Raw genomic sequence first — 23,743 nt, forward strand, 5'->3', positions numbered from 1 at the left:
GTGCTCTTGGCCATCCGCCAGATGGCGTAGGCGCTTAGTCCAGAGCGGCGTGAGGCATGCGGAGTTGTTCATGCCAGTCCTGCCGCAGTGTTGCAGCCTGATTGGCGAAGCCGTCGCCGGTCTCCGCGCAATGGACGATGCGGTCGGCACGGAAGTGCCGGAACGCCGTGCGCAGCTCGCACCATGCCGCGAGCACCGTTGTTTCGGTGTAGTAGATAACCGCCAAGGGAAAGACCGTGCGGTCCGTCTCCCTTCCGTCACCGTCCCTGTAGAGCAGGCGAAGCCGCAGGTCGTCGCGGACGGCACGGCGCAGCAGGCCCATGTCGACATTGTCGGGATCGGCTGCCCCGAAGCGGGAGATGACGAAGCGGCCGTCGTCGAGATCGCGCCCGAGCGCCTCGGGCAGAACCTCGGCGATCTTGGCGGCGACCCGATCCGCGGCGGCCTCAAGCCCCTTGTCGCCGATGCGCTGCAGGAGCCCCAGCCCGACCACGATGGCTTCGATCTCCTCCCGGTCGAACATCAACGGCGGCAGGTCATAGCCGGGCCGCATGATGTAGCCGATGCCCGCGGCACCTTCGATTGGGACGCGCATTGCCATCAGAGCGGCGATGTCGCGATAGATCGTGCGCGGGGTCACCTCGAGCGCTTCGGCAAGCTGTGCTGCCGTCATTGATGAGCGGGCCCGGCGCAGGATCTGGATCAACTCGAACAGGCGGTCGGCGCGGCGCATCGCATGATATCTCCATGGCAGGCAGGGTGCCCGTTCATTCCTGACAGCATGCTGTCAGGAGCCATGGGTGATAGTGCCTGAAATGTCAGGAGGATGTCATGCCCAACCCCCAGCCCGCCCTGGATCAGCGCTTCACCGACTTCATCGAACGTCAGCAAATGTTCTTTGTCGCAACGGCGGCCGAAGACGGTCGTGTCAACGTCTCGCCCAAGGGGCTCGACAGCTTGCGCATTCTCGCGCCCGATCGTATCGTCTGGCTGAACCTGACCGGCAGCGGCAATGAAACCTCCGCCCATCTCCAGGTCAAGAATCGCATCACGCTGATGTTCTGCGCGTTCGAGGGCGCTCCGATGATCTTGCGGGTTTACGGCTCGGCCCGTCTGCTGCATCCACGCGATGACGGCTGGAGCGAGCTGCTCGGCCTTTTCCCCGTCATGGCTGGCTCGCGCCAGATCTTCGACATCGCCATTGATCGGGTCGAGCCATCCTGTGGCAGCGGTGTGCCGCTCTATGCCTACAAGGGACAGCGCGGCAAGACACAGCTCGTGCCGTTCTACGACAAGATGGGCGAAGAAAAGGTGCGCCAGTATTGGGACACCAAGAACAAGGTGAATATCGACGGCCTGGCGACGGGAATCTGAACCCGTGCGATTAAGCGCCACCGTCCGTTCAGACGGCGGTTGCCACCACGGTGTTGCGCGCTCGGAAGTGCCCGACAAGCGACACGCCGCCAAGGCTCTTGTGCTAAGACAGGAGTTGTCCTGCACAGAGTACAGGCTCACCATGTGAATGTGGTCTTCCAGTCTTTTGCTGAACACACTGGTCAGGCGAGTGAACCAGCGCATACCCATCCGCATGGTCAGGCTCTGGCGCTTCACATAGTTGGTGCTGACGTGCTTGGGATCGGTAGAGCCTTCCAACCATTGCTTCTTGATGCGCCCGTGCACTCAAGCGTGGCTGTACTTTCGCTCATGGCTCTTGCCGTCCGTCTGGTAGCCGTACAGTTTCACCAGTTTGGCGCGCATCTACATCCGGCTTCAATCGCGGTCCAAGTCCAAACATCGCCCGCACCTTCAGGGGGGACTTTGCCTTCTCAATGTTCTTAGCCTTGGCATAAGAGAATGACCAGATTGACAGTTAGAAAGTAAAACATTCACTTTTATTTCTCATGATCTTTGTCACCGAACCAATTAATCTACTAGTCATCTTTAAGAGTTGACCTGAGTCGTGCGCTGTGGTATGGTTTAATGTCAAATCGGCTTAGACGAAGCGTGTATGGACTCGGCAAAGTGATTTTTGTATGCGAAATGTATAACAAGGCTTCGCGATGCCCAGTTTCAGGGCACAAATCGAGGGAGGACTCCACCATGTGTCAGGTTTTTGCCGGTCAGGATACCGTGCGTTATGCCTGTATCACCCGTCGGTTGCGTCTGAACGGACAGAGCACCAGCATCCGGCTCGAAAACGCATTTTGGGATATTCTAGACGATATCGCCGCCAACGAGGGCGTTTCAACCCCACATTTCTTGTCGAAGCTTCATGACGAGGTTCTCGAACTGCGAGGCGAGCCATCCAATTTCACCTCCCTGTTGCGCTGCGCCTGCCTGAAATTCCTAGAGCTTTCGCCAGACCGAAAGCCCGCGGCCATCGCAGCCGAGTAACTCGCATGATCCCGTAAAAGAAAAATTTCAAGGGTAGTATCCGCATACTACCCAGCCTCCCGGAATGGCTGTCTAAGCTGCAGGGCAAGACATGAAAGCTGGACAGGAGGCCAACTTTGGCCAAAAGCATTCACTCCATGATCCGCGTGCTGGACGAGGATCGTTCGGTGGCGTTCTACCGCGAAGCTTTCGGCCTCGAATTGGCGGACCGTCTCGACTTTCCTGATTTCACGCTGATCTACCTGAGCAACGCCGAGGCGGAGTTCGAGGTCGAACTGACTGTCAACAAAAGCCGGACAGAGCCTTATGACCTGGGCGACGGTTACGGGCACCTGGCGGTTTTGGTCGATGACCTCGATGCTGAACACGCGCGTTTGGAGGCCGCCGGTCTCGCCCCGCGCAAGCTCGTCACCTTTGCGCCGGCAGGTAAGTTTGTTGCCCGGTTCTTCTTCATCGCAGATCCCGACGGTTACCAGATCGAAGTTCTGGAACGGGGCGGGCGTTACCAATGATCGCAAAAAGAAGGAATGGAGACATGTCCGACATGCAAGACCTGAGCGTGCTGACACGCCGAGACCTGCTGAAGCGCGCCAGCGCGGCCAGCGCGTCCCTCGTCGTGGGTGCCGGATTTCTGGCCGCCCCCAATGCGGCCTAAGCCTATGCTCCCACATCGCTGGATGCCGAGACCTTTGCAACCCTCGTGCAGATGGCACGTGACATCTATCCCCACGACAAGGTGGGCGACGAATTCTACGTGATCGCCGTCAAGGGATACGACACCCCCGAGGCCGCCCCCGGCATTGCGGACGGCATCGCAGCGCTGAATGCCGCTGCCCAGGGCAGAGGCTTTGACAGCTACCTCGCCACTGGGTGGGAACGCGACCGCGTCGACATCCTGCGCGGTATGGAAAACAGCGCCTTCTTCCAGCAGATCCGCGGCGGATTGGTGACCGGCCTCTACAACCAGAAGGCCGTCTGGCCGATCTTTGGCTACGAGGGCGAGAGCTTCAGCAAAGGCGGCTACATCAACCGCGGTTTCAACGACATCAACTGGCTCTGAGTCGTAGGGAGGACAAGCATTATGGCTGCACCTTTTGATCTGACCGACGACAGCGTGGTCGTCATCATCGGCACCGGCGCAGGCGGCGGCGTTCTGGCCAACGAACTGGCGCAGAAAGGCGTCTCAGTCGTGGCTCTCGAAGCAGGTGCCCGGCATTTGCCGGAGGATTTTATCAACGACGAATGGGACAGCTTTGTCCAGCTGGCTTGGCTTGACCCGCGCACCACTTCGGGCGACTGGCGCGTCGCCAAGGACTTCAGCGGCTTGCCGGCCTGGATCGTGAAGTCGGTGGGCGGCGCCACCCAGCACTGGGCAGGCGCATCGCTGAGGTTCCAGGAGCATGAATGGAAGGCGGAAACGACCTATGGACCCGTGCAAGGGGCCTCGCTGCTGGATTGGCCGATTGATGCCGCCGAGATGGATCCTTGGTACACCAAGGCTGAGGACAAGCTTGTGGTCACCCGCACTGGCGACCGTCCCGGACTACCGGGCAACAACAACTACCTTGTCTTTGAAAAAGGTGCCCAAGCGCTCGGTTACCAGCAGGTCCATACCGGCCGCATGGCGATCAACTCGGACGACAAGCGCGACCGGCTGATGTGCCAGCAGACCGGTTTCTGCTTCCAGGGCTGTAAATGGGGCAGCAAGTGGTCGGCAGGCTATGTCGACATCCCGGAGGGCGAAGCGACCGGCAACTTGGAAGTTCGGACACAATCGCACGTCGCCCGGATCCTGCACGACGACAGCGGCAAGGTCACCGGTGTCGAATACTTCGACGCCGATGGTAATCTGCAGATGCAGAAGGCTCGCGTCGTGTGTGTGGCCGGCAATTCGTTCGAAAGCCCGCGGCTGCTGCTGAATTCAGCTTCGTCGATGTTCCCCGACGGGCTCGCCAACCGTTCGGGCCAGGTCGGGCGGAACTATATGCGGCACATGAGTGGCTCGGTTTACGCCGTGTTCGACAAACCAGTGAAGATGTGGCGCGGCACTACCATGGCCGGCATCATCCAGGACGAAGCGCGTCACGATCCGTCGCGCGGCTTCGTTGGTGGATACGAACTCGAAACGTTGGCATTGGGCCTGCCGTTCATGGCCGCCTTCCTGGATCCGGGAGCTTGGGGTCGGGAGTTCACTTCGGCGCTGGATGCCTACGAGAACATGGCCGGCATGTGGATCGTGGGCGAGGACATGCCGCAGGAGGCCAACCGCGTCACGCTCAACCACGACGTCACAGACCAATACGGTCTTCCGGTGGTCAATGTCCATTTCGACGACCATCCAAACGACATCGCGATGCGCAATCATGCTTATCAACAGGGTCAGGCCGTTTATGACGCGGTAGGTGCCACGCGCACCTTCCCGACGCCGCCCTATCCGTCGACTCACAACCTCGGCACCAACCGGATGTCCGAAAGCCCGCGCGACGGCGTCGTGAATAAGTGGGGTCAGACCCACGACATCGCAAACCTGTTCGTCTCTGACGGCTCGCAGTTCACTACGGGTGCGGCGGAGAACCCGACGCTGACCATCGTCGCGCTGGCGATCCGGCAGGCAGATTATGTTGCCGGCGAGCTGAGCAAAGGTAACATCTGATTTCTGGGCCGCGGCGTCCTGCGTCGCGACCCATCACTGTCACATAGTGGATCAAGCTGTCGACCACCGGTTTCCGGTTCTCGACGAGGTAGCCGTAGGGGGCGGCACCCCAACCATCCACATAACCTTCTTGCCGCTGACGGCAACCTTGTCGCGGATTCGTTCCGCTGTAACCTAATGCGTTGCTTTCATCGCTGACGACCGGAGCTCCGGCGAGCAAACTCACGATCCAGTCAGCTTTATGGAGGATGCGCACAACTGCCCGTCCATGTCTGGAGAACAAGCGCGCGCCATGCGCGGCGCTGTCACGTGGGCTACCCCAGGCTATGCGGTCCGGTATGACCATGCCCGCAACGGTATCATTGCACATAAGCGCGTCACCAGCTGGACGGCTCGCCTTGTCCAGCCCCACGACCGTGCCAGAGGTTCCGTCATCACGGTGGCCAATGCCGCTTCCCACACGTCGGGGCTCCAGAGGTTCACTCCGAAATCACGCAGCTTTGCGGAGGCCTTGCAAACGATGTTCCCTGCAGGCGAAAGAACGGCGGCGCGTACACCCGATATCCCGATATCGATACCAAAAGCATTGGGTCCTGTCATGATCTTGCTCCGTCCTGCAGCCGCGCCGTTCGGGCCTTTTGGAGTGATTGCCGATATTTCTCCGCGTCCCAGCCGAGAAGTTCGGCGATTTCGCTATCGTCGAGACGCTTCGGTTCAGATGGCAAACGATAGACAACCTCGCCGATCATCTGCGCCAGAGCCTCCTGTGCGGGCGAGGCATCCTGCGGGATGGCGGCTCCTTTGTCCGGATAAAACGCGAGGGCTCCAGTCTGCCCATCGGGCCTCACAATCGGACCGCTTTCGGCGATGAATGGAGACGGGCCCAAAAAAATCACCTGATCAGGAAAGAACGCGCTGCCCAAGGCCAAACCGAGCCGCACGGGATCAAAGGCAATGGCCGTGGTGGCCCCTGCACCAAGCGGTTTCCAAGGGGTGCCCGCGAGATCGGTGACTAATGACGGATCCGCTGCCCGGGACGGTGCAGCGCCAGGATCAAATGCGTTGCGCGCGCGCGCAAGGACGGCTTCGGCCTCGGCCGTCGTCTGTCCCACCGCGATGATGCCGTGATTGCCGAGGACAGCCCCCTGCGCGCCGGGCCGCCATGCCGCCCGGATGGCGCGGGCTAGAGCGGCACCCGGTTTGACATAATCTACCCAGACGAGCCCCAGGGGATCCAGCTCGGATCGGGTAATGGGGACGGTGGCGCGGGCCAGGGTCGCCACGCAATGTGTGTGGATCACGACCGGCGCATCAAGGACAGCGTGAAAGCCGGCCTCGATCGATGGTCTGAGTCCATCACTGTTTTGAAACAGCTGCGGCGTGTCCGCCGTCGGCGCACTGGCAATAACCGCGTCCTTCATCGCGGCGGCATTTACGGCGGTAAAAACATCATTGGTCGCCGAATCGGCAAGCCACGTCCCGGAGGCCTTGATGAGCATGTGAGCGCCATTCTTGAAGGAGACGTTACCGCCTGGCCCCTGGATCTGCATGGGATCCTGCCCGATACGGGCGGATGCGAGGCGGAGTGCTGCAAATTCGGCGCTCTGCCGTAGATCGGTTTCGGTCATGCGACCTCTGCACGCAAGAGCCACTCGGAAACCTGCGCCTGTTCGGCCGGAGTCATGAAGAGACTGTGTTTGGTGCGTCGTTCGAGCATGTCTTCAGCAGTCTGTGCCCATTCATGCTTCATGAGCCAATGGGCTTCGCGGGCATAGAAGAGGCCGCCAAAATGCAGGCCTAGATCCTCGATCCGTGTTACATCTTTCAGCAATCGAAAGGCATCAGTCCCGTAGCACACCGCGTAGTGCCAGGCTAAATCGTCGTCCATCCAGGCAAAGCGCCTTTTGAACGTCGCGAACCAGCGGGTGAATTCGGACCCGGGGATGTCGCCCCCGGGCAGTGGGCTTCCGTCGGTCCACGCCCCGTCCATCTGCGGAAACATCGGTGCGAGACGGTCCAGCGCGGCCTCTGCCAGTTTTCGGTAGGTCGTGAGTTTGCCGCCAAAGGCGGACAAAAGCGGTGCACGCCCGTCCTCGCCCCCGTCCATCTCAAACGTGTAGTCCCGGGTGACTGCGGATGCGCCTTTGGTAGCGTCATCATCGAACAGGGCCCGCACCCCGGAATAGGCCGAGCGAATGTCTGCCTCAGTCAGATTGGCAAGAAAATAGTGGTTCAGAATGCCCAGAAGATAAGAGATTTCTACCTCATCTATCGCAACCGCTTCGGGTCGCCCGTCAAAGGGAATGTCGGTCGTGCCAACCAGGGCGAGGTCGTCGAAGTACGGATTGACAAAGATGATCCGCTTATCCGGTGCTTGCAGGACAAAACCGTGATCGCCGTCCCACCAGCGTTTCATGATGAGATGTGATCCTTTGACAAGGCGAATACGCTTTGAAGAATTCACGCCCGCAACCTGGCTAATCACGTTTTCTACCCATGGTCCGGCCCCATTGAACAACGCCCGGGCCGTCACTTCACGCGTCCCGTCCGGACCTTGGAGTGTGACCCGCCACATCGCCCCGTCCCGGCGCGCCGATGCAACGCGGGTCCGGGTTCGGATTTCGGCCCCCCGCCTGGCTGCGTCCACCGCGTTGAGAACGACAAGCCGCGCATCGTCGATCCATACGTCGTAATAGGCAAATGCGTGGTCAAATCCATGGCGTAACGCTTTGCCTTCGGGTGCGGTGTCGAGGTGCACCGTCTTGGTAGCTGGAATGCGTTTGCGCCCCCCGAGATTGTCATAGAGAAACAGCCCCAGCCGGATCAGCCAGCGCGGTCTTTGTTCCGATGAATGGATAAGCAAAAGCCGCAGAGGCCAGGCAAGATGCGGTGCTGCTTCAAGGACGACTTCACGCTCGATCAGGGCCTCGCGAACCAGTCGGAACTCGTAATGCTCAAGGTATCTCAAACCGCCATGAATGTATTTTCCCGAGCGAGACGATGTGCCTTGTGCAAGATCGTCTTTCTCTGCCAAAAGTACCCAAAGCCCGCGCCCGGCAGCATCCCGGGCCATTCCGGCACCGTTTATGCCACCGCCGATCACAACGAGATCATAGGGCTCGGACATACCTCAGGATTTCGCCTTGCGTTTCTTGCCCTCCTGCGCTGGCGAGCCGGTGGCAATGTCCTTGTAGTCATCCTGGATCCCGTAGGAGCTGAAGCCTTGAGCGGTTTCGGCAATCTCGGCTTCGGTGAGCAGAACCGGCCCACCAATGGCCAGCGTGAGATAATATTGCCTGGCAATCGCTTCGAGTTCCACCGCGCGCCACATCGCCTTGTCGAGATCCTCGCCCATTGCGATAGACCCGTGATTGGCCAGAAGGCAGGCTGTGCGATCCTCCAGCGCTGCGATGGCGTAGTCCGAAAGATCCGCGGTACCATAACGCGCATAAGGCGCCAGCCGCACATCCGTGCCCCCGAAGGCCGCTATCATATAGTGGCAGGCGGGGATCGGTTTACGTGCGATGGCCAGAGCCGTGCAATAGCTCGGATGGGCATGGACCACCGCGCCCATATCGGTCCGGTTGTTGAGGATATCGAAATGAAATCGCCACTCAGTCGAGGGTTTCAAAGGTCCTTCCCAGGTGCCGTATTCGGCATCAAAGGGCATGGAAGCAATCATGTCGGGGGTCAGCTTGTCATAGGGGATGGCTGATGGAGAGATCAGCATCCGATCTTCGAATCGGGTTGATATATTGCCTGATGTACCTTGGTTCAGGCCACTGGCATTCATGAACAGGCATTTGTCTATAATCGCCTGACGCAGGTTTTTCTCGGCTTTCTTCATAGGATCCTCAGCAGGGGTTAAGGGGGAGCTCTCCGGCGAGCCAGCGGCGAACTTCTTCTGCCGCTTTACCGGTGGCGATACGCACGGTTTTGAGGGAGGCCCCGGCAATATGAGGGGTCAGCGTGACATTGGGTAACTGCAAAAGCTGCCAATCCGGCGGTGTCGGCTCGATCGCGAAAGTCTCAAGCATCGCGCCCCGCAGATGACCTTCCGCCAAGACCTCATAGAGCGCGTCATAATCCATGAGCAGGCCTCGGGCAGTATTGACCAGCGTGGCACCGGGCTTCATCGCGTGAAGGGTTTCGGCGTTCATCATGTTACGTGTCTCTTCGGTGACACGCGGATGGAGCGTCACGATATCCGCTTCTGCGAGCAGGCGTCCAAATGATACCATTTCAACGCCGGCCTCAATATCCGACGGATCAAGCTGAACATAAGGATCACTGACGAGCACGTGGGTGCCAAAGGCGGACAGCAACTTGACCACCCGTGTCCCGACGGCGCCGTACCCGATGACGCCCACAGTCATATCCGATAATTCATCACCGGTGACATCGGCGCGATAAAGATCGCCGCGATAGTCGCCTTTGCGCAAGGCATCATGCCCGCGGGTTATGTTGCGCGTCTCGGCGAGGATCGCGCCCAGCGTGAACTCGGCCACCGCGCTGGCATTGCGCCCCGGCGTGTTGACCACGAGCACGTCGTGATCTCTGGCTCCCACCATGTCAATATTGAGAGGACCGCCCCGTGACACCGCAACCATCTTGAGACTGGGCATCGCTTCGAACATCGCCCGCGACAGCGGTGCGAGATGCGTGACCAAGACCGGCGCGGTGCCCACATGCTCGATCACCTCGTCCGGCGACCCCATGTATTCCTTGAGACCATCCATGCCCGGCACGGCATATCCATGTTCCATCGGCGTATCGGGCCAGGGCTGTTCAAGCTTGCGGCACGCAATGGCATCGCCACAGGCTGCCAACAGCGCGTCCTCAAACATGTCCGGGAGCATGAAACGATCGCCGATGATCGCCACATCTGTTGTCATGACAAGGCTTCTCGCATGGTTTGCTGCGTGTTCCAGATTGCTGGGAATGCAGCGCGGGTCTTGCGGTAGGCATCAAACAAGACGTCATATGTCGCTGTGAGGCCCGGGTCCGGGGGTTCGGCATCCTGCAAAAGGGGTTTGACCCAGGATTCGGATGCCGCAGCGGGGCTGTCGAACCATCCATTGGCCAGCCCCGCGATCATCACCGCGCCTGCCGCTCCCGCCTCTTCGCGCGCCACCGTGCGCACGGGGCGGTTAAGGGAGGATGCAAGAAAACGTCGCAGCGCCACGGAGCGGGCGGCCCCTCCAGCGAGCCGGATTTCCGCGGGGATATCGCCCATTGATGCATAACAATCGCGCGCCGCCAGGGCGAGCCCGTCATAGACCGCACGCACCAGATCGAACCATCCGATGGACTGGTCAAGTCCGGTAAAGCTCGCCCGAGCAACCGGATTGGTGAACGGACCCCGTTCCCCGGCACTCGAAATGTAAGGATGAAAAAGCGCGGCTCCGGGACGCGCCTCCATGACCTCGTTATCGAGCCCCTCAATAAGGGTTTCGGGTTCTGCATCTATGCCTTGCGCGCCAAGGATTTGTGCGGTGATTGACAAGATCCAATCCACATTCAACGTAGCTGCCATATTGGTCTGTAACTGGGCATAGGCGTGACCGGGAAACGCCATCGTGTATCCGGTACGGTCGGCGTTGAGGTGAATCTGGTCCACGTCGCGCGCAAATCGCATATGCACACCCGTGCTGCCCAAAATCGTAAAGCCGGGCCGGACCGCCTCGTCATAAAGCCCGGCACCAAAGGCCGTGCACATGATGTCTACATAGCCCAATGAAACCGGCAGGCCCTCGGGCAGGCCCGTCACTGCCGCCGCATCCGCAGACAGGCGGTTGGCTTCCCGCGCACCATCCAGAATGTCGGGCAGGAGCCTGCGATACCGCGACAGTCCAAGGGCGTCGATCACGTCTTCGGCGTATTGGCGGGTGCGAAAATCGCCAAAGGTAAAGATCCCTTCGGTGGGATCGGTTGCCCGCACGCCGGTCAACTTGAAATAAAGCCAGTCCTTGCAGTGGAGCGCCGTTGCCGCCTGATCGAGAAGGTCGGGAGCATGGCGCGACATCCACAGCATATGGGTGCGCATCTGGCACACATTCACGCCAGACCCTGTCCGGGTGTAGATCGTGCCGATCCCGTCCGAGGCAGCGACCTCTCCGGCTTCGGCAGCGGCCCGGGCATCCAGCCAAAGCCAGCCATCGTGGACCGGCTCGCCGGCATCATCAATGAGCCATGTCCCGTCGCCCTGCCCGGTGACGCCAATCGCGCAGACTCGGGTTGGCCCGACGGTCTCGGCTACGTCACGCAAGACCGCCGCGGTGTCCTCCCATGTCCGGCCCATACTCTGTTCCACACCGCCGTCGGGGCGGCTGTGATAGCTGTTGCGGCGACTGGCCGAGGCAATCTGCGCGCCTTGCGTGTCAAAGGCGACCGCCTTGATGACGGATGTGCCTGCGTCAACACCGATCAGAACATCGCCGATTGTGTTCACGCCAGCTGTCCCCCGTGGCCGATGGCCGCGCCACTCTCGCTGTCAAAAATGTGGAGATCCTCGGGCTGGATCTGGATCCCGATCTCGGCGCCCGGTCGCACCGTTGCCCGGTCATGCAGGACAGACACAATGGTGCTTTCGGCAAAATTCGCGGCGATATGGGATTGATCGCCCAGCCATTGATTGGCAAACACCGTCACCGGCAGGCCCCCCTCGCTCAAACGCACGGCATGGGGGCGGATACCGATGGCCACCCCATCCGGATAGGTGGCAAGCCGATCCCTCAAAGCTGGCGCAAAGGCCGTTTCGTCACAATCAAGCGCCACGCCGCCATCGAGTGAAAACCGCATTTTTCCCCCTGATAGCGACAGCCGGGCGGCAAACACATTCATGGGCGGCTCGCCAATGAAGGTTCCGGCAAAGAGGTTCGCGGGCCGGTCCTTGAGTGCTGCGGGCGTGTCAAACTGCTGCAACTCTCCGTCCTCCATGACCGCGATGCGGTCGGCCAGCGCGTTGGCCTCGGTCTGGTCATGGGTGACGAGGATGGCGGTCAGACCGCGGTCCTGAATGAAGTGTTTGACACGGCCCCTCAGAAGCGCGCGGAACTGCGGCTCCAGTTGCCCCATCGGTTCGTCCAGAAGATGCAGCTCCGCCTTGCGCACAAGGGCCCTGGCAAGCGAAGCGCGTTGCTGTTGCCCGCCCGACACTGACGAAGGATAGCGGTCGAGCACGTCCTCCAACTCCACAAGGTTCGCCATCTCGTCAACGCGTGCCGTGATCTCGGATGTAGCTAGCCGTTCGGCCTTGAGCGCGAAGGCGATGTTTTCCCTGATCGTCAAAGGCGGGTAGAGCGAATAGCCTTCGAATGCCATCGCCACCCCCCTACGTGCCGGCGGCAATGTGTGGATCGGTTTGCCTTGCACCCTGATTTCGCCTGAGGTGACGTCCTCGAAACCGGCGATCATGCGCAATGTCGATGTTTTGCCGCAGCCCGATGAGCCCAACAGAGCGACGATTTCGCCCTTGTTGATGGTCAGATCAAGATTCTTTACAGCACGGACACTGCCACCATAGGTCTTGCTGACCGAGGATATGTCCAGGAAACTCATGCCGCAGCCTCGCTTTTGCTGCTTGCGGGGCTGATCCGCGTCCCGGTGGCCTTGTCAAACAAGAGCGTTGCCCTGCCTTCGAACGACAGCTTCGCCTTGCCCCCGCTCGGCCCTGGTTGGCCGGCGGGGCGCGAGACAACGATTTCGCGGCCGCGCAGAGTTTTGGTCAGGGCGATCATCTTTTCGTTGAACGGGTTTTCCGCCTCGATATCGACCGGAATTCCCTCTTCGGCGAACCAAATGGCTTCGGGGCGCACCCCCAGCACCGCCGGTTGTCCAACCGTCTCTTCATAGCCGGGGGGGAGGTGCACGTGGAACTCGGACAGGCTCACAAACACGCCCTGTTCATCCCGTTGCGGAGTCACATCGAGCAGATTGATTGCCGGATCGCCAAACAGTTGCGAGATGTCCTGCGTTGCGGGCCGGAAATAGATGTCTTCCGGCGTGCCGGTCTGGGCGATGCGCCCAGCCTCCAAAACCGCGATCGTGCGGCCAAACGCCATGGCCTCCTTGTAGTCCTGGGTGACATAGATGACGGTCGCGCCTCGATCCGCCAACAGGCGAGGCAATTCGAGCCGCATCTCAAATCGCAGTTTGGCATCGACATTGCACAGCGGGTCGTCAAGCAGGAGGAGATCAGGCTCAGCCACGAGCGCACGCGCCAGCGCGGTCCGTTGCTTTTGCCCGTTCGACAGCTCCCTTGGAGCATGGCTCAGCACGTGATCAATCTTGAGCAATTCCGCGACCCGGCGAACGCTCGCGGCGATGTTCTCCCGCGTTGTACGGCGAGCCTCAAGCGGGCTGCCAATGTTTTTTTCCGCCGACATATGCGGAAAGAGCGCAAAGTTCTGAAACGCCATGCCAAGACCGCGATCCTCGGGCGGTAGAGCGGTGGCGTCCTCTCCATTCAGCCAGACATGACCGCTATCCGGCTCGACTGCCCCTGCGATGCACCGCAAAAGCACGGTCTTGCCCGCGCCGGACGGGCCGAACAGAACAAGGATTTCTCCCTTTGGCACATCAAAGGACACGTCGTTCAGGACGGTTTCCGTCTTGAAGCTTTTGCTGAGACGCTCAACCCGAATGCTCATAACGGCGGTTACCCTTTTACGGCGCCCAGTGAGAGGCCTTCGACCAGATAGCGTTGTGCATAAAGCGCGAGCGCGAGGGTCGGTGTGATCGACAGGACAATAGCCGCTGCGATCTGGCCATACTGGATGCCGCTTGCAGTCACAAAGGCCAGGGCACCCACGGTCACGGGCTGTTTGTCAGCCGATGCCAAAACCAGCGCGAAGATGAAGTTGTTCCAAGCGAAAATGAAGGCAAGCAACGCCGCCGCTGCGATGCCCGGTGCTGCCAACGGAAGGCAAATCCGGCGGAACGTGGAAAACCAGCTATGACCTGCGATGCGATAGGCATGTTCGACATCGGGCGAGATATCCTCGAAATACCCGCGCACGATCCACAGAATAAGCGGCAGGCAAATCAACTGATACACCCAGATCAGCCCGAAATAGGTATCAGCCAGCCCGATCTGCTGGAAATAAAGGTTCAATGGCAAAAGCACGAGCAGCGGTGGTGCAAACCGGAAGCTCAGGAGGGTAAAGGCAATGTCTTCGGAACCGCGAAACTTATGCCGGGCAAAGGCATATGCCGCAGGCACCCCGAGAATGAGCGCCAGCGTCACCGATCCGACCGACAGGATGATCGAGTTCATCAGATTGGACATGAATTCGATGCCCATGGACGCCACATTGCTGTCGAGCCGACCGGCGATGATGGCCGCGTAGTTGGACAAAGTGGGTTCAAAGACCATTGATGGCGGAGACCGCAAAATCGTCTCATTGGTCTGGAGGCTCATTAACAGAATCCAGAAGATCGGGAACATGAAGAACAGAACCACCATCACAAGCGCGATACCACGAAGGATCAATTCAAGCAGTGAATGGTGTTGCATAGGGTTCAGACCTCGCCCCGGGCACGTTCGCGCAGACGCAGCCAGTTCTTGATGAAAAGGTTGGAGAGAAAGAAGGTGATGGCCCATAGAACGAGCAACAGCGCCGCTGATCGGCCCACATTGGTGGATTGGAAGAAGTTCAGGTAGGCCTCGACCTGAAACACCATCAACTGATCGCCCGGTCCGCCTTGGGTCATCGCGTAGATGATGTCGAATTGCTGGATGCTGTCGAGGAGCCGGAAGAGCGCTGCGGTAAGGATATAGGGCATCAACATGGGCAACGTGATGCGCCAGAACTGCTGGAGGCGCGGCCCACCGTCGAGCGAAGCCGCCTCAAATGGCTGCTTGGGCAGGGATCGCAGCCCGGCCAGCAGCAGAATCATAATGAAGGGCGTGTAGACCCAGATATCGACCAGAACAACGGTCATCAACGCGGTCGACGGGTCCGAACCCCACCGCGTATCGGTAAATCCAAGCACCTGTGCAAAATAACTCAGAATACCGAAATTCGGATTAGTCATCAGCTTGAACATCAGCGCCGCGAGGGCTGGGGCTGTCATCAACGGCATTAAAAGCATGATCGACACAAAATTATTCAGCCGCGTGCGTTTTTGCAAAAGGAGCGCGATGCCGAGCCCCAGAAGCAATTCAAGCCCGACGGTCAGAAAGGCATAGATCAGGCTGACTTGAAGCGTGTTCCAGAACGACGAATCCGTGAGAAAATTGAGATAGTTCTCACCCCAATTAATACCCCGGTTCCAAGGCTGCGATAACCGGAATTTCTGCAGCGAATACCACACAGCTGTGAAAAACGGGATCAGGATACCGATGCAAACCAGAAGAGCCGGCAGGCTCAACAGGTAGGGAAATACTCTGGAAGGGACACGAAAGCGCCGCCTTGCCTGGGTGGCGCCGGTCACATTGGCCATAATGTCGTCCTTTGGAATGCGGCGGGCTCGAGATGGCCCGCCGCGATCCGATGTGTCAGCCCAAGCCTGCGTCCTTGAGCTGGCCGTTGACGCTCTCGGCCAGTTGGTCGAGCCCTTCGTCCACGGGAACCTCATTGGCCACCATTTTCTGCAAGGTCGCTGCCCATTCCGTTGTCAGGTCAAAGAACAGCGGTTGCGCGGTAAAGTGTATCTTGGCACCAGATGCGGACACATCATGCATTTCCACATAGCCCGGATAGCTGTCGCTGAGGCGTTTGCGGAAGCCTGCGTCATCCCAGACCGATTGGCGCACCGGATTGACGAAATCCATCTGGGTCGCGCCAAAGAGACCGTGTTCCGGACCAGATGCCCATTGCATGAAGTACCACGTCGCATCGAGATCCTGGCTGAACTTGGACATGGCCAGGGACCAGATCCAGATGTTCGGCGTCGGCGCAGCCGACGCGGGGTTGGCCGCAAAAGGCGCATAGGCCAGCTTGCCCGCCATGGCGTTTTCGCCGCCATTCATGAAGTAACCCAGAATATCCGCATCATAGATCATGGCGGATTTTCCTGCGCCGAGATCCGTGCCGACCTGATACCAGGTATGTGTCGACCAGTCTGCAGCGCCGCTGTCCTGGATCATCTTGACCCATTTGCTGTGGTAGTGCTTGGACACATCCGTGTTCATGGCGGCCGACAATTTGCCGTCATCGGAGACGTTGAGATCCCTTTGACCAAAGTTGGCATAGCCTGACAGGAAACCGGGGTGGATGGTCGCCCAGCTCCGCGAACCGCGCACACCGATTCCATAAACACCTTCGTTTGCCGCCTGCAGCTTGGCCGCGGTTTCAACCAGCTCGTCGATATTGGTTGGCACGCCCACACCGGCCTTGTCCACCATCTCCACATTGTAGGCGAGATTGTTTTGCTCGTAGCCCCACGGAATACACCACTGGAACGCATCATCCGAACCGAGCGCCCCGCCAGGACGACCATTCCAGGCACAGGATTTGCGCACGCCTTCGAGCATGTCGGTCCAGTTGTAATTCGGGTTGGTTTTGGAGGGGTCGTCGATCCATTCGTTGTGATCGACGATCCAGCCCGCAGGACCATAGGTCCATGTCATATACGCGCCGGTCATGAACGCATCATATTCGCTGGACCGGGAACTCAGGGCGGCGGTCACCTTGTCGAAATATACATCTTCCGGGAAGATGTCATAGGCGACTTCCATACCGGTCAGCTCTTTGAAGTTGTCCAGATTGGCCAGCATCGCATCCGTGTAGGGGTGCTTGTTCAAAAGAAGCTTGATCGATTTTCCGGAATGCGCTTTCCAATCGAAATCAGCGGCCAGCGCCTGGGTCGCCGCAGCATTCACAAGAACCGACGCTGTGCCTGCCGTCACACCCATGCTCGCCAGCCCACGGAGCAAGCTCCGACGGCTCATCTGGCCGCGCATATAGGCCCTGATTAGGTCTTTTCCCTTATCATGCATTTCCTTGTCCTCCCAAAGCTCGCAATTGATCGGCCGCTACGGCGTCTTTGCCCTCCAGCCCTTCGACGAGAATGCGAGCGGTTGCCTCGTCGATAATCAAACCTGTCAAGATGCCACTTCTGAGTGCAGCCCTGATCGCGCTCACTTTGCCGTTGCCACCGGCAACAGCGACCACGTCGCGTCCCTTGAGATCGCAAAGATCCAGCGCCATTGTCCGGCCGTCCAAGGGGGTGGCGATTTTTGCGCCGTTTTCGTCTATGAATTGCCCGAGGATCTCGGCCGCGGCCCCGCTTTGCCGCAGGCTCTGCCCCACATTGAACCCCTGGGTACCGGCCATGCTTGCCCCGATCGACGTCGACAGATCGCCAATACCGACAACGGCCAGCGTGGCGCTGTGCATCCGGTTGAACGCCTCTGTCAACATGGATTGCGCCAGCATCACCTCACGGTCCCCGGCCGAATCTGCGAACAACGGCACCGGCATCAGATAGGCGTCCGCGCCCGTTTTCTGCGCCAGCCGGTGGATCACATCGTAAGGGTTGGCCGCGAGAGATCGGGTCAACCCGCCCAACAGCGATACGAACACCTTTTCGGTCTTCGGCGTACGCCCAAGCTGTTCGACCATGGCTGCGATGGTACGGCCATGGGCAACGCCGATGACATCATGCGCTTTGCTGGTGATGGCCTGGGTGAGCCAGTCTCCGCCGGCAGCACCGAGGCTCTTCAAAGGAAGCGGACCCCGTTCCGGCAGATCCATCGCCACCCTGCACAGAGAAAGCTCATAGGTTTCGGCGATCTTGTTTTCCATCTCCAGACAGGTCGCGGATGTCGCATTGACCACAATCTGCACAATTCCGCTCGCCTGCGCCTTCGAGATTGCCCGATGCGCCCGCGTTGTCGACATGCCGAGCCGCGCCGCCACTTCGCCTTGAGCCAGACCACCGACAAAATGCAGCCACGCAGCACGCTCAACGAGATCGTCGTCTTCAGTCTGGCGTGTGGTCGGTCTGCCTTTGGCCATGTCTGCGGTGCCAATATTGCACTATTTTTCGGATGCGGGATTTTTTGCACGGTTTGGATTTTCTGTCAACTTCTGCTGGTGCCGGGCTCTCTCACCGATCTTCTCGAGGTGCCCCAGGCGCTCGGTATCGTCGACCAGATTGCCGCTCTCTAAAGTGGCCGGTTTCGACGTGGAAGGTAGTCGACCTCAACACGGAGGCCACGATCGCCCAATCGGCCGAGGCCATCGCGGCCGTGGTGCGGTCGGACGCACGACCGATCTGTATCAGGTCCGGCTCAATGTGCGCGACGCCTATCTGGACGAAACGCCGAGGCGATCGTCGAGATCGTCGACGAGGTTCCCATGCTTTCGGTCGCCGGACGTATAGAGAGCAACGGGCGGCCGTCCAAGCACGATGTTATGGCCGACTGGATGAACGGCGAGGGCATTCCCAACGACGGCACGGTGCTGACCTGGTCGTCGGTTCCGCCGGGCAGCCGCTAAATCGTGCACGATGGCTTCAACCGCACAGGTCCCGCCTCGACCACATGCTCGCCTGCGACATCGATCGTGAGACCCTGACCAAGGTGCTGATCGTCCTTGAGCTTGAAGACTGATTGCCAGGCAAGAACACGCTTGTCACAGTGCTGCTTTGGAGATGTGGACGCATCGCATCCTCGTGCGTGCAGCAGGAGCGCCTCTCATGGACAATCTGGACTTCAGATGGCCCGGTAACTTCTACAAGGGCAACATGCACACCCACAGCACGAACTCCGACGGCAGCCTAGCGCCGGACGCGGTGTGCAATGCCTATCGCGAGAAGGGCTACGACTTCCTCGTGATGACCGACCACTTCATGGAGGTCTACGGCTATACGGTGACCGACACGCGGCCCTATCGCACGGACGACTTCACCACGATCATCGGTGCTGAACTGCACGCCCCGGAAACCTCAGTGGGCGAGATCTGGCATATCAAGTCGATCGGGCTGCCGTTCGACTTCGAGCCGTTGAGAGACGGTGAGACGGGGCCCGAGATTGCCAGGCGTGCCCACGAGGCTGGCGCCTTCATTGGCATCGTGCATCCGTCCTGGTACGGCCTGACCCATGCCGACGCACGCGAGCTGCCCTTTGCCCATGCGGTCGAGATCTACAACCACGGCAGCGCCGTCGAGGTCGACCGTGGCCACGACTGGCCCTTCCTCGATGTCCTGCTCAACGAGGGCTGGAAGCTCTCGGGCTATGCGGCCGACGATGCCCACGAACTGACCCACGACTGGCTCGGTGGCTGGGTGATGGTGCAGGCCGAGGAGAACGAGCCGGAACTCCTGCTCCATAGCCTCAAGGCGGGGCGTTACTACTCCAGCATGGGACCCGAGATCCATGACATCGCGGTCGAGGACGGCAGGGTCAATGTCCGCTCGTCCGAAGCCAGCGTGATCGCGATCCAGGGCCGCGGCTCCCGTTCCGGGCGCGAGATGGGCGACTGCATCACCCGCGCCAGTTTCGACCTCTACCCTTTCGAGGACAGCTACTTCCGCATCACCGTGATCGATAAGGACGGCAAGCGCGCTTGGTCGAACCCGTACTGGCTGGACTGAACCCCCTTGGTGTCATCCCGGAAGCCGCAATGCGGCTGCCCGGGATCTCGGTCATGTTCAATCTTGAAGCTGTCGCGAGACGGAATCCCGGCTCTGCGGTCGCATTGCTCCCTTGGCCGCGATGAAACTCCGGTTGAGGTTCACTTCAGTTCGCCCGTGTTCTCGTCTCCGGGCGAAGCCCGCTTGGCGTTGAAGTCGCCGATCGAGCCGTAGGTGCTCCATGGCCCGAACCCCATCAGCGCACGTTCATGATCGCTCAGTCCCGCGATCACTTCGGATCTGGTTCCATAGGTGAAGTTGAGCAGATGACGGATGAAGGGTGCGGCCCAGTAGGTGGTGATGCCGATGCGCGATGTGCGGCGGGTGTTGAGGCTGGCGGCATGCCAGGTTCGGCCTTCCCACAGAACGATGCAGCCCGCCGGCGCGATCGCCTGCACCGTGTCGAACGTGGCTTCGGGATCGGGCTCCACGCCCGAGAGGCGGCTTCCCGGCACCAGGCGCGTGGCTCCGTTCTCGACCGTGAAGTCGGTAATCGCCCACATCACGTTGCAGATCACGGGCGGGTTGATCGGGCCGTCGGCCGGCACAGGTGGGCCACAGAGCGTCCTGGTCCGTCATGCATCGGAGAAGTGGTCGTATGGCTTCGACGGCAGGGCAGGGCGTGGCATCCACCATGTAGTCGGGATGGATCGCCATCTCCTTGTTTCCGGGCCAGGTGATGTGCGCCGGGAACTCCGAAGCCTTAGGGCTCAACGTCGGCCTTGACCCTGTGATGCTGGCGGTGGGTTCAGGTCGGACTGTCATCACGTCGACTCCCTGTTGCCTCTGGTCTCAAGTTCCCGCTTCAGGGTCTGTTTGTCGATCTTGCCGATGGGCAGACGTGGAAGCTCTGCGCGGATATCGAAGGTTTTGGGCACCTTGTAGTTGGCCAGGCGCTCACGACACCAGGCATCCAGACCGGCTTCGTTCAGCGCTGTTCCTGATCGTGCTTCCACGAACGCATAGCCGACCTCGCTGAATACCTTGTCCGGCACACCGAGAACCGCGACGAGACCGGTGTCGGGGTGTTCCTCGATCGCGATCTCGACCTCGCGCGGATAGATATTGAAGCCGCCGGAGATGAACATCTCCTTGGTCCGTCCGACGATCTCCAAGTTGCCGTCGGCCCAGACCTCGACCACGTCGCCGGTGCGAAACCAACCGTCGGCGGTGTAGGCCTTGCGGGTCGCGTCGTCATCGCGGAAGTAACCCGCCAGCAGCCAGTCGCCGCGCGCCTGAATTTCACCCTGTTCGCCGGGCGCTGCCACGTTGCCCTCGGCATCGGCAACGCGGATGTCGAACCCGGCATGCGGCTTGCCGATGGTACGCGAGAGCACTTCGAAATCTGCATCGGCCGCGGTGAAGGTGATATAGAGGCCGAGCTCGGTCATGCCGAAGCTGGTGCGCAGGGCGCAGGGCAGGTCGTTCAGTGTCGCCACCACGTCGGCGGCCATCGGCGCACCTCCCCAAGTCATGAACTTGAGGTTCGAGAGGTCGCGTCGGGTGAGATCGGGATGGTTCGCCATCATGTGGAACTGGACCGGCGAGCCCAGAAGGTGATCGATCTGTTCCTCTTCGAGCAGGCGCAGCAGGCCGCCGGGGTCGAAGCGGTCCTGAAACACCAGCGTGCCGCCGGCATAGATGCCGAACACGCCGGTCATGCCGACGCCCGCGATGTGGTTGGTTGGCATCATGTGAAGGATGCGGGGCCGGTCCATCGGCCAGTGCTCGAGCTCCACCGCGCTACCGGTCAGCAGGGCGCGATGCTTCACCATGGCCGCCTTGGGCTGCCCGGTGGTTCCCGAGGTGAAGATCAGCACGGCGGTATCATCGATGGTAACCGATGCGCGCGCCGCTTCGAGCCGGTTGTCGGTGACGTCGTCACCGGCTCTCAGAAAGGCGTCCGCCATGGTGCCGCCCTCGAGTGGCGCATCAATCGTCACCAGCGTGCGGATCGACGGGACCTCGGCCATGAGGGCCAGCAATTCCTTCTCGCAGTCGCGGCCGTGGATGTAGCGGAAGGCTACCAGAACGATGGGCTCGGCAAGCTCCGTGACATGGCGGAACTCAGGCAGCTGGTAACGCGGATGATAGCCGGTCCAGATCGCGCCGATCTCGGTCGTCGCCAGCATCACGGTCAGCCACTCGACCGAGGGCGGGCAGAGCATGGCGACGCGGTCACCCTTGCCGACGCCTGCAGCGAGCAGCGCCTTGGCCCAGCGCGCCATGGCGTCGTCGAGCTGGCCGTAGGTCAGGCGCATCTGGTCGTGGACCGCGGCTTCGCGCTCTGGCTCCCGCGCGGCATGGTGGCTGACGCACTGGCCTATCCGGACGGCATCCACGGGAAGCGGGATCACGCCGCCTCCGCGTTGAGCACGGCCCATGTCGCACGCGCCCAGTCCTCCAGAATCAGGGCCTGGTCCCAGCGGTCGGTACCCGTGATGCCGTAGGGCGGCGAACCCAATTCGCAGAGGAAGTTCAGGATTGCGCCGTCAGGCTTGCGTTCATGCCACTGGTGTATGGCCTGCTCCCACCAGATGTTGAACAGCGCCACCCATTCGGCGTGCTGGGGCCAGTCGATCGCGATTTGCACCTGCTCACGGGTGGCGATGCGGCCCTGAAGGCCTGCACAACGTTTGAGCACCTTGTCGAAGGCCGCCCTGTGCACGTCGCCGAGCGGCAGCACGACCTCGCGGCTGACGACGGCATGGCTCAGGTCGCAGGCGATCTCCATCTCCGGCACGAGGTCCATGACCTGCCCGGTGTGGAAGAGGCCGTTCGTCAGTGTGTAAAGGTGCCGTTCGAAATGCGCCTCGACCCCAATCTTGTCGGCCAGCGCCAGGCTACGGCAGACATGGTCGGCGCCCTCGTCGGGCGTGTAGGGGGAGACAACCGCGTTGATCGCAACGAAACGGCTCCCGAGTTTGTTCGCCATCGCGAAGACGGGTTTCAGGTCCTCCACATCGCAGGGGAAGGCGACCAGGATGTTCTCCAGACCGTATTCGTCGAACAGTGGCTTGGCCTGTTCGACGGTCGGGAAGTCGTCCGAGACCATGTGGATCGACATGCCGTCGTAGCCCGCCTCCTTGATCATCCGGAACGTCTCGTCGAGCGTCCATTCCAGGCCGTCAGGTGCGCGTTGTTCCATCGCCCAGCTCGGCTGGAACACCTCCAGCGTGTGACCCATGTGATTCTCCCCGTCTGATCGAAGCTTAGCGGGAGGGCGTGGACCGGCAAGGCTTGAAGCGACAGGCCAGACGCGCAATGGTCCTCCGAGTCAGAGGATTGCTGCCATGTCCGATCTCGTCAGTCAGGAAACGATCGACACCTATCAGGCCGACGGCGTCGTCCTCATCAAGAGCCTGTTCCCCGACTGGGTCGAGAGCCTGTCGAAAGGTGTGCAGCAGAACCTCGATCAGCCCGGCGCGAACGGAAAGCTCTATCACGACGATGGCGGCCGGCTCTTCATGAGCGACTACTGCAACTGGCAGCGCATCCCCGAGTATGAGGACTTTCTGCGCCACTCACGCTGTGCCGAGCTGGCAGCCGCGCTGATGCAGTCGGAGACCGCACGTTTGTTCCACGAGCATGTGCTGGTCAAGGAAGCGGGCGCGACCATCGCCACGCCCTGGCATCACGACCAGACCTACTACTGCGTCGACGGCTGGCAGAACGTGTCGATCTGGATTCCGCTCGATCCCGTGGCGCGCGCCACCAGCCCCGAGTTCGTCGCGGGCTCCCACAAATGGGGCCGCAGCTTTACGCCCGAGCGTTTCAACACGCAGCCGCTCTACGGCGAAGCCGACACCTACGAGAAGCTGCCCGATATCGAGGCCAACCGCGCCAACTACGATATCCGCGGCTTCGATCTGGAGCCGGGCGACGGCATCTGCTTCCACTACCTCACGGTCCATGGCGCGCCGGCCAACCGCTCACTCTCGACTCCGCGCCGCGCCGTCTCCGCCCGCTGGATCGGCGACGACGCCCGCTTCGCTACGCGCCCCGGTCCGACATCACCACCGTTCCGCGACGTGGTTCTGCAACCGGGCGATGTGATGGACGCACCGGAGTTCCCGCTGTGCTGGCCTAGGGCGGCGTAATCGCGCTTGTTCA

The 23,743-nt window shown here is 60.6% G+C and carries 22 protein-coding genes and 1 pseudogene; 8 read left to right on the forward strand and 15 right to left on the reverse strand.

What is annotated here, in order from left to right; all coding sequences use genetic code 11:
• Positions 1-34: 34 nt before the first annotated feature.
• The gene (locus GDA49_03700; protein MBC6439513.1) at positions 35-733 is read right to left on the reverse strand and encodes a YafY family transcriptional regulator; all 699 of its coding nucleotides are present in this window, start codon (positions 731-733) and stop codon (positions 35-37) included.
• A 98-nt stretch (positions 734-831) separates the two neighbouring features.
• On the opposite strand from GDA49_03700, the gene GDA49_03705 reads away from it, so the two are divergent.
• From GDA49_03705 to GDA49_03725, 5 genes and pseudogenes are all read left to right on the forward strand, one after another.
• Positions 832-1,374 carry a pyridoxamine 5'-phosphate oxidase family protein gene (locus GDA49_03705; protein ID MBC6439514.1) on the forward strand — a complete coding sequence of 181 codons (543 nt, stop codon included), beginning with the start codon at positions 832-834 and terminating at the stop codon, positions 1,372-1,374.
• A gap of 726 nt (positions 1,375-2,100) precedes the next feature.
• On the forward strand, positions 2,101-2,394 hold the full coding sequence (locus GDA49_03710; protein ID MBC6439515.1) for a ribbon-helix-helix domain-containing protein: 294 nt from the start codon (positions 2,101-2,103) through the stop codon (positions 2,392-2,394).
• A 116-nt stretch (positions 2,395-2,510) separates the two neighbouring features.
• Positions 2,511-2,906: a VOC family protein gene (locus tag GDA49_03715; protein ID MBC6439516.1), complete on the forward strand. Its 396-nt coding sequence runs from the start codon at positions 2,511-2,513 to the stop codon at positions 2,904-2,906.
• Positions 2,907-2,929: 23 nt separating this feature from the next.
• Positions 2,930-3,454: pseudogene (locus GDA49_03720) on the forward strand (twin-arginine translocation signal domain-containing protein).
• Positions 3,455-3,475: 21 nt separating this feature from the next.
• Positions 3,476-5,047, forward strand: a complete 1,572-nt coding sequence (locus GDA49_03725; protein MBC6439517.1) for a GMC family oxidoreductase — start codon at positions 3,476-3,478, stop codon at positions 5,045-5,047.
• 596 nt (positions 5,048-5,643) lie between these two features.
• Here GDA49_03725 and GDA49_03730 read toward each other — a convergent pair.
• From GDA49_03730 to GDA49_03780, 11 genes are read right to left on the reverse strand one after another with little or no spacing between them, the layout of a single operon-like run.
• Complete coding sequence (locus GDA49_03730) at positions 5,644-6,675, reverse strand: class II aldolase (protein MBC6439518.1); 1,032 nt, start codon at positions 6,673-6,675, stop codon at positions 5,644-5,646.
• The gene (locus tag GDA49_03735; GenBank protein ID MBC6439519.1) at positions 6,672-8,174 is read right to left on the reverse strand and encodes a glycerol-3-phosphate dehydrogenase; all 1,503 of its coding nucleotides are present in this window, start codon (positions 8,172-8,174) and stop codon (positions 6,672-6,674) included. Before GDA49_03735 ends, GDA49_03730 begins: the two co-directional genes overlap by 4 nt.
• Positions 8,175-8,177: 3 nt before the next feature.
• Positions 8,178-8,894, reverse strand: coding sequence for a class II aldolase/adducin family protein (locus GDA49_03740; protein MBC6439520.1), 717 nt, complete (start codon positions 8,892-8,894; stop codon positions 8,178-8,180).
• A 7-nt stretch (positions 8,895-8,901) separates the two neighbouring features.
• Positions 8,902-9,942 (reverse strand): 2-hydroxyacid dehydrogenase, encoded by a 1,041-nt coding sequence (locus GDA49_03745; GenBank protein MBC6439521.1) that lies wholly within the window; start codon positions 9,940-9,942, stop codon positions 8,902-8,904.
• A complete protein-coding gene (locus GDA49_03750) occupies positions 9,939-11,489 on the reverse strand; it encodes a carbohydrate kinase (GenBank protein MBC6439522.1) in 1,551 nt (516 codons plus the stop codon). The genes GDA49_03745 and GDA49_03750 overlap by 4 nt, the downstream gene beginning before the upstream one ends.
• 5 nt (positions 11,490-11,494) lie before the next feature.
• Entirely contained in the window at positions 11,495-12,607 is a 1,113-nt protein-coding gene (locus tag GDA49_03755) for an ABC transporter ATP-binding protein (protein MBC6439523.1), read from the reverse strand.
• Positions 12,604-13,698 (reverse strand): ABC transporter ATP-binding protein, encoded by a 1,095-nt coding sequence (locus GDA49_03760; GenBank protein ID MBC6439524.1) that lies wholly within the window; start codon positions 13,696-13,698, stop codon positions 12,604-12,606. Before GDA49_03760 ends, GDA49_03755 begins: the two co-directional genes overlap by 4 nt.
• Before the next feature lie 8 nt (positions 13,699-13,706).
• Complete coding sequence (locus GDA49_03765; GenBank protein ID MBC6439525.1) at positions 13,707-14,564, reverse strand: carbohydrate ABC transporter permease; 858 nt, start codon at positions 14,562-14,564, stop codon at positions 13,707-13,709.
• 5 nt (positions 14,565-14,569) lie between these two features.
• Positions 14,570-15,493, reverse strand: coding sequence for a sugar ABC transporter permease (locus GDA49_03770; protein ID MBC6439526.1), 924 nt, complete (start codon positions 15,491-15,493; stop codon positions 14,570-14,572).
• 55 nt (positions 15,494-15,548) lie between these two features.
• Positions 15,549-16,991, reverse strand: a complete 1,443-nt coding sequence (locus GDA49_03775; GenBank protein MBC6439527.1) for an extracellular solute-binding protein — start codon at positions 16,989-16,991, stop codon at positions 15,549-15,551.
• Positions 16,984-18,012: a sugar-binding transcriptional regulator gene (locus GDA49_03780; protein ID MBC6439528.1), complete on the reverse strand. Its 1,029-nt coding sequence runs from the start codon at positions 18,010-18,012 to the stop codon at positions 16,984-16,986. The genes GDA49_03775 and GDA49_03780 overlap by 8 nt, the downstream gene beginning before the upstream one ends.
• Positions 18,013-18,354: 342 nt before the next feature.
• Here GDA49_03780 and GDA49_03785 point away from each other — a divergent pair, with 342 nt between their 5' ends.
• Both GDA49_03785 and GDA49_03790 read left to right on the forward strand, forming a co-directional pair.
• The gene (locus tag GDA49_03785) at positions 18,355-18,495 is read left to right on the forward strand and encodes a hypothetical protein (GenBank protein ID MBC6439529.1); all 141 of its coding nucleotides are present in this window, start codon (positions 18,355-18,357) and stop codon (positions 18,493-18,495) included.
• 199 nt (positions 18,496-18,694) lie between these two features.
• Complete coding sequence (locus tag GDA49_03790) at positions 18,695-19,591, forward strand: PHP domain-containing protein (GenBank protein MBC6439530.1); 897 nt, start codon at positions 18,695-18,697, stop codon at positions 19,589-19,591.
• A gap of 140 nt (positions 19,592-19,731) precedes the next feature.
• On the opposite strand, the gene GDA49_03795 is transcribed toward GDA49_03790, so the two are convergent.
• From GDA49_03795 to GDA49_03805, 3 genes are all read right to left on the reverse strand, one after another.
• Entirely contained in the window at positions 19,732-20,178 is a 447-nt protein-coding gene (locus GDA49_03795; GenBank protein ID MBC6439531.1) for a phytanoyl-CoA dioxygenase family protein, read from the reverse strand.
• 216 nt (positions 20,179-20,394) lie between these two features.
• Positions 20,395-21,987, reverse strand: coding sequence for an acyl--CoA ligase (locus GDA49_03800; protein MBC6439532.1), 1,593 nt, complete (start codon positions 21,985-21,987; stop codon positions 20,395-20,397).
• Complete coding sequence (locus GDA49_03805; protein MBC6439533.1) at positions 21,984-22,817, reverse strand: sugar phosphate isomerase/epimerase; 834 nt, start codon at positions 22,815-22,817, stop codon at positions 21,984-21,986. Before GDA49_03805 ends, GDA49_03800 begins: the two co-directional genes overlap by 4 nt.
• A gap of 106 nt (positions 22,818-22,923) precedes the next feature.
• Here GDA49_03805 and GDA49_03810 point away from each other — a divergent pair, with 106 nt between their 5' ends.
• On the forward strand, positions 22,924-23,730 hold the full coding sequence (locus GDA49_03810) for a phytanoyl-CoA dioxygenase family protein (GenBank protein ID MBC6439534.1): 807 nt from the start codon (positions 22,924-22,926) through the stop codon (positions 23,728-23,730).
• Positions 23,731-23,743 lie beyond the last annotated feature (13 nt).

The sequence above is a fragment of the Rhodospirillales bacterium genome (genome assembly GCA_014323865.1).
Taxonomy (GTDB): domain Bacteria; phylum Pseudomonadota; class Alphaproteobacteria; order SP197; family SP197; genus SP197.